The sequence below is a fragment of the Brachyspira sp. genome, assembly GCF_050873525.1.
Lineage (GTDB): Bacteria > Spirochaetota > Brachyspiria > Brachyspirales > Brachyspiraceae > Brachyspira.
Map to the genome: position 1 here is coordinate 1 of NZ_JBNMIZ010000110.1, position 8,236 is coordinate 8,236.

Annotated in this window: 7 protein-coding genes; all 7 read right to left on the reverse strand. The window is 30.9% G+C overall.

The features are described from left to right. Nucleotides 1–232: 232 nt before the first annotated feature. The 7 genes from dnaJ to ACR0QS_RS08255 all read right to left on the reverse strand — a co-directional run bounded on the left by dnaJ (nt 233) and on the right by ACR0QS_RS08255 (nt 7,858). A complete protein-coding gene (dnaJ, locus tag ACR0QS_RS08225) occupies nt 233–1,363 on the reverse strand; it encodes a molecular chaperone DnaJ (protein WP_432632962.1) in 1,131 nt (376 codons plus the stop codon). Between the two features lie 82 nt (nt 1,364–1,445). Continuing rightward, nucleotides 1,446–2,159 carry a YoaK family protein gene (locus tag ACR0QS_RS08230; protein WP_432632963.1) on the reverse strand — a complete coding sequence of 238 codons (714 nt, stop codon included), beginning with the start codon at nt 2,157–2,159 and terminating at the stop codon, nt 1,446–1,448. A gap of 207 nt (nt 2,160–2,366) precedes the next feature. Next, a complete protein-coding gene (gene dnaK, locus ACR0QS_RS08235; protein ID WP_432632964.1) occupies nt 2,367–4,286 on the reverse strand; it encodes a molecular chaperone DnaK in 1,920 nt (639 codons plus the stop codon). Nucleotides 4,287–4,340: 54 nt separating this feature from the next. Then, complete coding sequence (locus tag ACR0QS_RS08240) at nt 4,341–4,541, reverse strand: hypothetical protein (RefSeq protein ID WP_021957751.1); 201 nt, start codon at nt 4,539–4,541, stop codon at nt 4,341–4,343. Nucleotides 4,542–4,626: 85 nt separating this feature from the next. Next, nucleotides 4,627–5,229: a nucleotide exchange factor GrpE gene (locus tag ACR0QS_RS08245; protein ID WP_432632965.1), complete on the reverse strand. Its 603-nt coding sequence runs from the start codon at nt 5,227–5,229 to the stop codon at nt 4,627–4,629. Between the two features lie 474 nt (nt 5,230–5,703). Further along, nucleotides 5,704–7,089: a chromosomal replication initiator protein DnaA gene (dnaA, locus tag ACR0QS_RS08250; protein ID WP_432632966.1), complete on the reverse strand. Its 1,386-nt coding sequence runs from the start codon at nt 7,087–7,089 to the stop codon at nt 5,704–5,706. A gap of 145 nt (nt 7,090–7,234) precedes the next feature. Continuing rightward, nucleotides 7,235–7,858, reverse strand: coding sequence for a hypothetical protein (locus ACR0QS_RS08255; RefSeq protein ID WP_432632967.1), 624 nt, complete (start codon nt 7,856–7,858; stop codon nt 7,235–7,237). Between the last annotated feature and the right edge of the window lie 378 nt (nt 7,859–8,236).

The following is an 8,236-nucleotide window of genomic DNA, read 5'->3' on the forward strand; positions in this document are numbered from 1 at the left end:
ATTTTTATTATTATATTTTTTATTTTTTTTAGAATTATTAAACGAATAAGAATCGCTTATTTCGTTTTGCCTATGAAACTTGTTCATTTTTCTTCTCCTGTTATTTTGTTTAATTTAATTAATTTAAGAAAAATTATAACATATTATAAAATTTATTGCAACACTTTATTTATATTTTTTTTAATAAAAATTTAAATAAAATATTTTATAATTAATAAAATTAAATTAAAAATCACCAAATACTTTTATTAGGCTTTCTTAATTCTGGCTCATCGTTACTTGGAATAACTTTTTTCAATTCGTTATAAAGTCGTTTTTCTTCCGCAGACAATTTTTTATTTACATCGATATTGACTATAACGAGCAAATCGCCGCGAACTCCTCTATTTAGATTTGTCGCTCCGCCGCCTTTGAGCTTGAATACCTGCCCGCTATTCGTTCCCGCTGGAATTTTTAATTTTACTTTTTTCTTATCCAAAGTTTCTATCAATATATCCGTTCCCAAAGTCGCCTGAACTATATTTATTCCGACTTCCGTTATCAAATCGACCCCGTCTCTGATAAAATATCTGTGAGGCAAAACATTAATATACAAATACAAATCGCCGGGAATTCCGCCTGCAACCGCTTCGCCTTCTCTCGAAACTCTAAGTTGAGTGTTGTCGTCTATGCCTTTAGGAATATTTACGGAAATAGTTTTCGGTTTTCTAATCGTTCCCGTTCCATTACAATTTTTGCATGGAGTTGTTACTATCGAACCGCTTCCATGACATCTACTGCAAGTTCTTCTCACGCTGAAAAATCCTTGAGCCGTTCTTATCTCTCCGCTTCCGCCGCAGGTTGGACAAGTGGTAGTTTTTGTTCCTGGTTCCGCTCCGCTTCCATGACAAACATCGCAGACATCGTTTTTATCGAGTTTGATTTCCATCTTTTTTCCAAATACCGCGTCTTCCAAAGAAAGATTAACATCGTATCTTATATCGTTTCCTCTTCTCTGTCTGGTAGAACTTCTGCCGCCAAATCCTCCGCCAAAAAACGAACTAAATATATCGTCCAAATCTCCAAAACCTCCGCCTCCGCCGAACATTGAAGAAAAATCGAAACCGCCTCTTCCGTAAGCGTCCGCAAAATCGCTATGAACTCCTTGAAATCCGAATTTATCATATTGAGCGCGTTTTTTCTCGTCCGATAATATTTCGTAGGCTTCCGTAGCCTCTTTAAATTTTTCTTCCGCTTCTTTATTGTTTGGGTTTCTGTCGGGATGATATTGCATCGCCAACTTTCTATATGCCTTTTTTATCTCGTCCGCATTTGCAGTTTTTGAAACTCCCAAAACCTCGTAATAATCTCTTTTATCAGCCATTTATAAATATCCTTCTTGACTTAAATTAAATAAAAATAAAATATAATTATACTTTTAATATTCCCAAAATACTTTAAAAATTTTAAACCTCTTCAAAAAACATAAAACTATTTACAAACATCAATACTCCCGCGGCAATCCAAACCGATTTAGTTCCAAATCTATTAGTAAATAGAGAGCCTAAATACGCGCCTAAAGTAAAGGACAAAATAATAATCAAATAAATAAGTCCGTTTTTTCCGCTTTTAATGGAAGTATCTTTGACTTTATTTTTGCTAAAGAAAAAATCAAATAAATGTTCCGAAGCCGAGCGCAAATTTCCCGTGCACATTGTGGAAACATAGGAAAGCCCTTCCACTTTATTGAAAGTCGACATATGAACCGCCGATATAAAAGAAACAGAACTAACCATTAAAGCGTTTGGGAAACTCTTTGAAAATATCCCAACCATAAAAAATATAATCGTATTGATTAATAAAATAATATATCCCCATTCCATTATATGTTTTCCGTTCGTAATTTTTTTTATAAATTGAGCGAACCAAATTCCGCATATAAAAGACAATATTGGAAATAAATAATCTATAGCTCCGTAAAAATTGCCTCTCGCCAAATTCATTGCAAGAAATATAATATTTCCCGTTTGAGCGTATGCAAAAATTCCGTCTTTCGTTATATAAGTATAAGCGTCCACATAACCGCAAACCATCGAAAGCATCGAAGCTATATATATCGTCTCCAAAATATGAATATCTTTCTTCTTATTCTTTACAAAATTATCAGTAAAATTATTCATAAAAGAGAAAATATTTTTTTTCGATTTACTTTTTTTTGATGCATCTTTTTTTAATAATTTATTAATCAAAATCAAAACCTTTATAATTGAATTCGTATAATTATATATCAAAGAACAATATAATCAAATAGGCGGCTAAAATATTTCGTCTATATTTTAATTTTCAACTTCAATACTTTAACCGCCAAATGACTTTATATTCAACTTTTACTTTTTATCATTATCGTCCACAACCTCGTAATCTGCGTCCACAACCGAATCGTCTTTTCTCGTATCTTCGTTATTCATTTCATTTGCCTGACTTTGCTGTCCCGTTTGTCCTCCAGATTGCTGTCCTTGTTTATATAGAGATTCTGACGCCTTGCTCCAAGTTGCTTGAAGTTCTTCCGTAGCCCTTTTGATATTATCCGTATTATTAGAATCTATAGCCGATTTCAAAGCGGACACTTTAGATTCTATTTCGGATTTATCGGAAGGCTGTAATTTATCTCCAGATTCTTTCAATAATTTTTCCGTTTGATAAATCATGTGGTCCGCGTTATTTTTAGCTTCCACTTCTTCTTTTTTCTTTTTATCCTCTTCGGCATGCTTTTCCGCGTCTTGAACCATTCTATTAATTTCTTCTTCGCTTAATCCGCTCGAAGATTCTATTCTTATTTTCTGCTCTTTTCCCGTTCCCAAATCTTTAGCCGATACATGCACTATTCCGTTTGCGTCTATATCGAAAGTAACATCTATTTGTGGAACTCCACGAGGCGCTGGCGGTATTCCAACCAAATCGAATCTGCCAAGCTCTCTATTGTCGTTAGCCATTTTTCTTTCGCCTTGTAAAACTCTTATAGTTACCGAAGGCTGATTATCCGCCGCCGTTGAAAATACCTGATTCTTTTTCGTAGGAATCGTGGTATTTCTATTTATAAGAACAGTCATTACGCTTCCTTCCGTTTCAATTCCCAAAGAGAGAGGAGTTACATCCAAAAGGAGAACATCTTTAACATCTCCTTTTATTATTCCGCCTTGAACTGACGCTCCCATAGCTACGGCTTCGTCTGGATTTACGCTTTTATTCGGCTCTTTATTAAATATGTTTTTAACGGTTTCTTGGACTAAAGGAATTCTCGTAGAACCTCCAACCAATATAACCTCGTTTATATCGTTTAAAGTTAAGCCCGCATCTTGAATCGCTTTTTCGCATGGAATCCTCGTTTTTTCAACCAAATCTCTTATTAGCTCTTCAAATTTAGACCTAGATAAAGATACATTCAAATGTTTAGGTCCAGATGCATCCGCAGTCAAATAAGGCAAATTAATATCGGTTTGCAATGAGCTTGAAAGTTCTTTTTTAGCTTTTTCCGCGGCTTCTTTCAATCTTTGCAAAGCCATTTTATCGTTATTTAAATCAATGCCCTGCTCTTTTTTGAATTCGCTTATAAGCCAGTCGATTACCGCATGGTCAAAATCGTCTCCTCCCAAATGCGTATCTCCGTTCGTGCTTTTTACTTCAAATACTCCGTCAGCCAATTCCAATATGGATATATCGAAAGTTCCGCCTCCCAAATCATAAACGGCTATTTTTTCGTCTTTCTTTTTTTCCATTCCGTAAGCCAAAGCCGCCGCCGTAGGTTCGTTGATTATTCTCAAAACATTAAGCCCCGCAATTCTTCCCGCGTCTTTTGTAGATTGTCTCTGACTGTCGTTAAAGTATGCTGGCACGGTAATAATGGCGTCCGTTACAGTTTCTCCCAAATATTCTTCCGCCGTTTGTTTCATCTTTTGAAGTATTCTCGCGCTTATCTCTTGCGGAGTAAAATTGCCTTCCAAAGTTTTTATTTTTACTTTTCCGTCTTCTTCCAAAACGGTATAAGGCATTCTCGAGCGCTCTTCCGTTACTTCGTTATAAGTGTTTCCCATGAATCTCTTTATTGAAAATATAGTATTTTCAGGATTCGTTACCATTTGGTTTTTAGCGGGCTGTCCCACCAAAATCTCGCCTTTATTCGTAAAAGCTACAATCGAAGGAGTCGTTCTGTTTCCTTCGCTATTCGTTATAACTACAGGTTTTCCGCCTTCCATTACGGATACGCATGAATTTGTAGTTCCTAAATCTATACCTATTATTTTACTCATTGTATTCTCTCCTTAAAAATAATTTTTTTAATAAAATATATTGCGTTCTTAAATTTAATCTTTAGTCAGAACGCTTACAATATATTCCGTGTGACCGTTTCCCAAATGAGAAGTATTAAGGTCGACATTTATTACTTCCCTATTCTCGATATGCTTATTAATTTTATCCGTTAAATCTTGTAAAACGGTATTAATATGCTGTCTGTCCGCAGCTTTCGGCTCGTAATAAGCTCTAAAAAGTTGAATATGCGCCATAAAAAATCTCCTGTTTTTAATTTATTTTTTATTTTTAAAAATTTATTTATTTTATTTATTAATTTAAATTTTTTGCAATTTTAATTTATTCTTTAGCTTTCGGTTTTCCAACTATAACTTTAGCCGTTCTCAAAAGCTCATCGTTTAATTTATATCCTTTAGCGTAAACTTCCACAATTTTTTCATGCTCGCAATCGGGAATTTCAACCATAGTCAAAGCCTCATGCAAATTCGGGTCGAACTCTCCGCCCAAACATTCTATTTCTTCCACTCCGTTATCATGAATAAAATCTATAAACTGTTTATGTATCAATTCTATTCCTTTGTAATATTCGCTATTTTGAATATCGCTATTATTTTCTCCCGCTTTTATCGCCCGCTCGAAATTATCCATGAAATTCAAAAGAGATAATAATAAATCTTTATTCGCTCTCTTTATCGTGTCGATTTTTTCTTTCGCCGCACGCTTTCTAATATTTTCCATTTCCGCCATAGCTCGCATATATTTATCTTTCAAATCGGCATTCTGATTTTCCAATTCTTCAATTTTTTTATTCAATTCGTTTTCTTTATTATCTTCGTTATCGCTTTCTTTATTTTCTAAATTCTCTTCGGTTTCAATACTTTCATTATTTTCGATATTTTCGTTATTTATTTCTTTGCCGTTTTCCATTTTTGATTCTTCCATTTAATCGCCATTCTCCTTTCCAATTAACTTTTAACTTTATTTATTTTTATTTTATCAATTTTTTATCAAATCTTTACGCTATATTAATATGCAATAAATATGCCAATTATTTTAATTATTATTTAAGAAAAACGCGGAATTTTTAATAAATTCTATCAAAATTATAACGATTCAAATAATTTAGTAAACATAATAAATATAAATTGTATTATTATTAAACTTTAAAATATATATAATTTGTATCGTTTTTATACTGCATTTAAAGATTAAATTCAAAATTATGTTAATAAGATTTAAAAAAGCATCCCCGCTGAGGAAAGGACCGCAGCGGGAATTATAAGGAGGTTTATGAAAAAAAATGTATTATTATGAATAAACATAATAAAACACACTTATTATTATAAACAAAATCCATATAAAAGTCAATACTTTAAATAAAAAAAATTTTAAATTCTGCAATATTTTTTATGAATTTTAGCTTTCAATATTAAAACTTGATATTATATTATTCAATTCGAGCGACAAATGGGAATTAGATTTCAATTCTTCTCTAATTTTATCTCTTCCATGAATTACCGAAGCATGGTCACGATTGAAATCCAAACCTATTTCTGTAACGGATTTTTTGGAATATTCGCATGCCAAATACATTGCGACATGTCTTGCCTTCGATATAAATTTGGTTCTGTCTTTGCTATCAAGTAAAGAAATTTCCATTCCGTAATAATCGGAAACTCGTTTTTTAATTTCTTTTATCGTGGCATTTTTCAATTTTGGTTTGCTCGTAAAATAATCTTTAAAAATATTCATCTCTTCGCATTGACTGACATTCGGAGTAATTTTCATTATATCTCTAACCGACAAATAAGACATTATCGCTCCTTCGATTTTTCTAACATCGGTTGTAATATTTTCCGCCATATATTTCATAATTTCTTCGTCAATGGAAGTATTCAAATCTTTAATTTTTCTTTCTATAATTGCAAGTCTCGTTTCGTATTGCGGAGGCTCAATCGACAAAATCAAACTTTGTTCAAATCTATTTTTTAATCTCGCTTCAATATTTCTCAATTCTTTTGGAGGTTTATCGCTTACAAATACCATCTGTTTTCCCGCGTTATACAAAAATTGAAAAATCTCAAAAAGTTCTTTTGAAGTTTCTTGAGCGCTTTCAAGTAACTGTAAATCGTCAAGTAAAAACATATCGAGAGATTTATACTTTCTTTTAAAAATATCGGGCTTTTTAATCTGAAGTCCATGAATATATTCGTCTCTAAAACCGCTTCCGTCCACATAAAGAACTTTCGCGTTTTTATTTATTTCCAAATAATTATTTCCAATCGCCTGAAGTATATGAGTTTTCCCAATTCCAACGCTTCCGTAAATATAAAGCGGATTATATTCCTTTCCAGCTTTTGAAGAAACCAATTTTGCGGCTTCAAAAACATATCTATTATTATTGCCTTGAATAAAATTATCGAAACGAAATTTTTTATTTAAATTCGTCAAATTCGATTTATCAATTTTTTTTGCGGAATCGATATTATTAATTGTCTTTTCTTTTATATCTTCTTTAATTTCTTTTTCAATTTTAATATTATTATTTTTAATAAAATCTGCATCCACAATAATTTTAATGTCTATATCTTTTTCGCATTTATATTTAAAAAAATCTTCTATTCTTTTTAGAAAATCTTTTTTGATATGAGTCGCGGCAAAATCGCCCGAACAAACTATAGTCGGATTATTATTTTTATCGATTATAAAAGCGGAACTTTCAAGTAAAGTGATGGCGTTATATTCTTCTTTTTTTTCTAAAATTTCTAAAAATTCATTCCAATAATTTTTAAGTTTTTCCATTTGTTAAAACCCGATTTTTTAATTATTTAATAATTTGAATAATTTAATTAATCTATTAAACGAGATATTATTTTGATTATATATTAAAAATGTAAAATATCAATAATGCATTGGTTATATGGCTTATATTTAGCATTATTTCAATTTATCTTAAATCATATTGATATTTTTTTATCAATTCTTTTATTTCGTTATAATCTATATTTTCTTTTATTTTAAAAACGCCTAATGTATCCGCTTGATTTATGCATTCCAAATAATTTAAAAGCACATGATAATAATCTCTATCGAAAAAGTCATGTATGATTATAATCGCATTTTTATTTAGATTAATAATGCTCTGTAAAGCGCAACTTACTCTAAATCTTCCGTCTATAAATACCGTATCTATTTTTTCTTTATCTATATCTTCAAAAACATTTGACGAATAATTTGGATATTTATCATATTCCGAATCGTCTATTGGATAACTTGTATCTCTAATTTTTCCAATATATACAAAATAAAATTTTAGTCTGCATAATAATTCTTGCTCGTATATAAAATAATTCATCCTCATATGATTAATCCAATTTATATCGCCTTCCACACAAACAACTTTTGCATCGGTAGATTTCAAAACGAGAAAAGTGCTTCCGCCTCCGCCGAATTCCAAATAATGTTTAGAATTTTTAATCGTATTTATAAATAATTCTCTTTCCAAATCTGACATTATAGGTTTTGTGGAATTTAATTTTAAACTTTTCAATTCTAATAAATCTCGTTTCATATTTTCTAAATCTCCGTAAAAAATTCTTATAGCTTTTCTTAATCTTCTATTTGGTATCCACCAGACAATATCGTCTATATCCGATTTAGGATTTTTCTTTTTGAAAGTAATTTTAATAAATAAAAGTTTTATTATGATATATTTGTCGGTTTCAGTTTTTTAAAAGAGTTTAATCATGATAAAACTCCTAATATAAAATAAATTGGAATATATAATTTTTTAGTTTTGCAATGAAAAAACAGCCAAAAATTATATGTTAATGGCTTGTATTGTATTGTATTGTATTGTATTGTATTGTATTGTAGAATTTACATCCGCTCATTTTTCAAAAGTCCTTTTTCTAATTTTTAATTCTATCAATTTAGGAAAATTATATAC

Excerpts from the sequence above, each read along its gene's own strand:
- dnaJ (WP_432632962.1), bottom strand. The coding sequence starts at position 1,363 with ATGGCTGATAAAAGAGATTATTACGAGGTTTTGGGAGTTTCAAAAACT.
- ACR0QS_RS08230 (WP_432632963.1), bottom strand. The coding sequence starts at position 2,159 with ATGAATAATTTTACTGATAATTTTGTAAAGAATAAGAAGAAAGATATT.
- dnaK (WP_432632964.1), bottom strand. The coding sequence starts at position 4,286 with ATGAGTAAAATAATAGGTATAGATTTAGGAACTACAAATTCATGCGTA.
- ACR0QS_RS08240 (WP_021957751.1), bottom strand. The coding sequence starts at position 4,541 with ATGGCGCATATTCAACTTTTTAGAGCTTATTACGAGCCGAAAGCTGCG.
- ACR0QS_RS08245 (WP_432632965.1), bottom strand. The coding sequence starts at position 5,229 with ATGGAAGAATCAAAAATGGAAAACGGCAAAGAAATAAATAACGAAAAT.
- dnaA (WP_432632966.1), bottom strand. The coding sequence starts at position 7,089 with ATGGAAAAACTTAAAAATTATTGGAATGAATTTTTAGAAATTTTAGAA.
- ACR0QS_RS08255 (WP_432632967.1), bottom strand. The coding sequence starts at position 7,858 with ATGAAACGAGATTTATTAGAATTGAAAAGTTTAAAATTAAATTCCACA.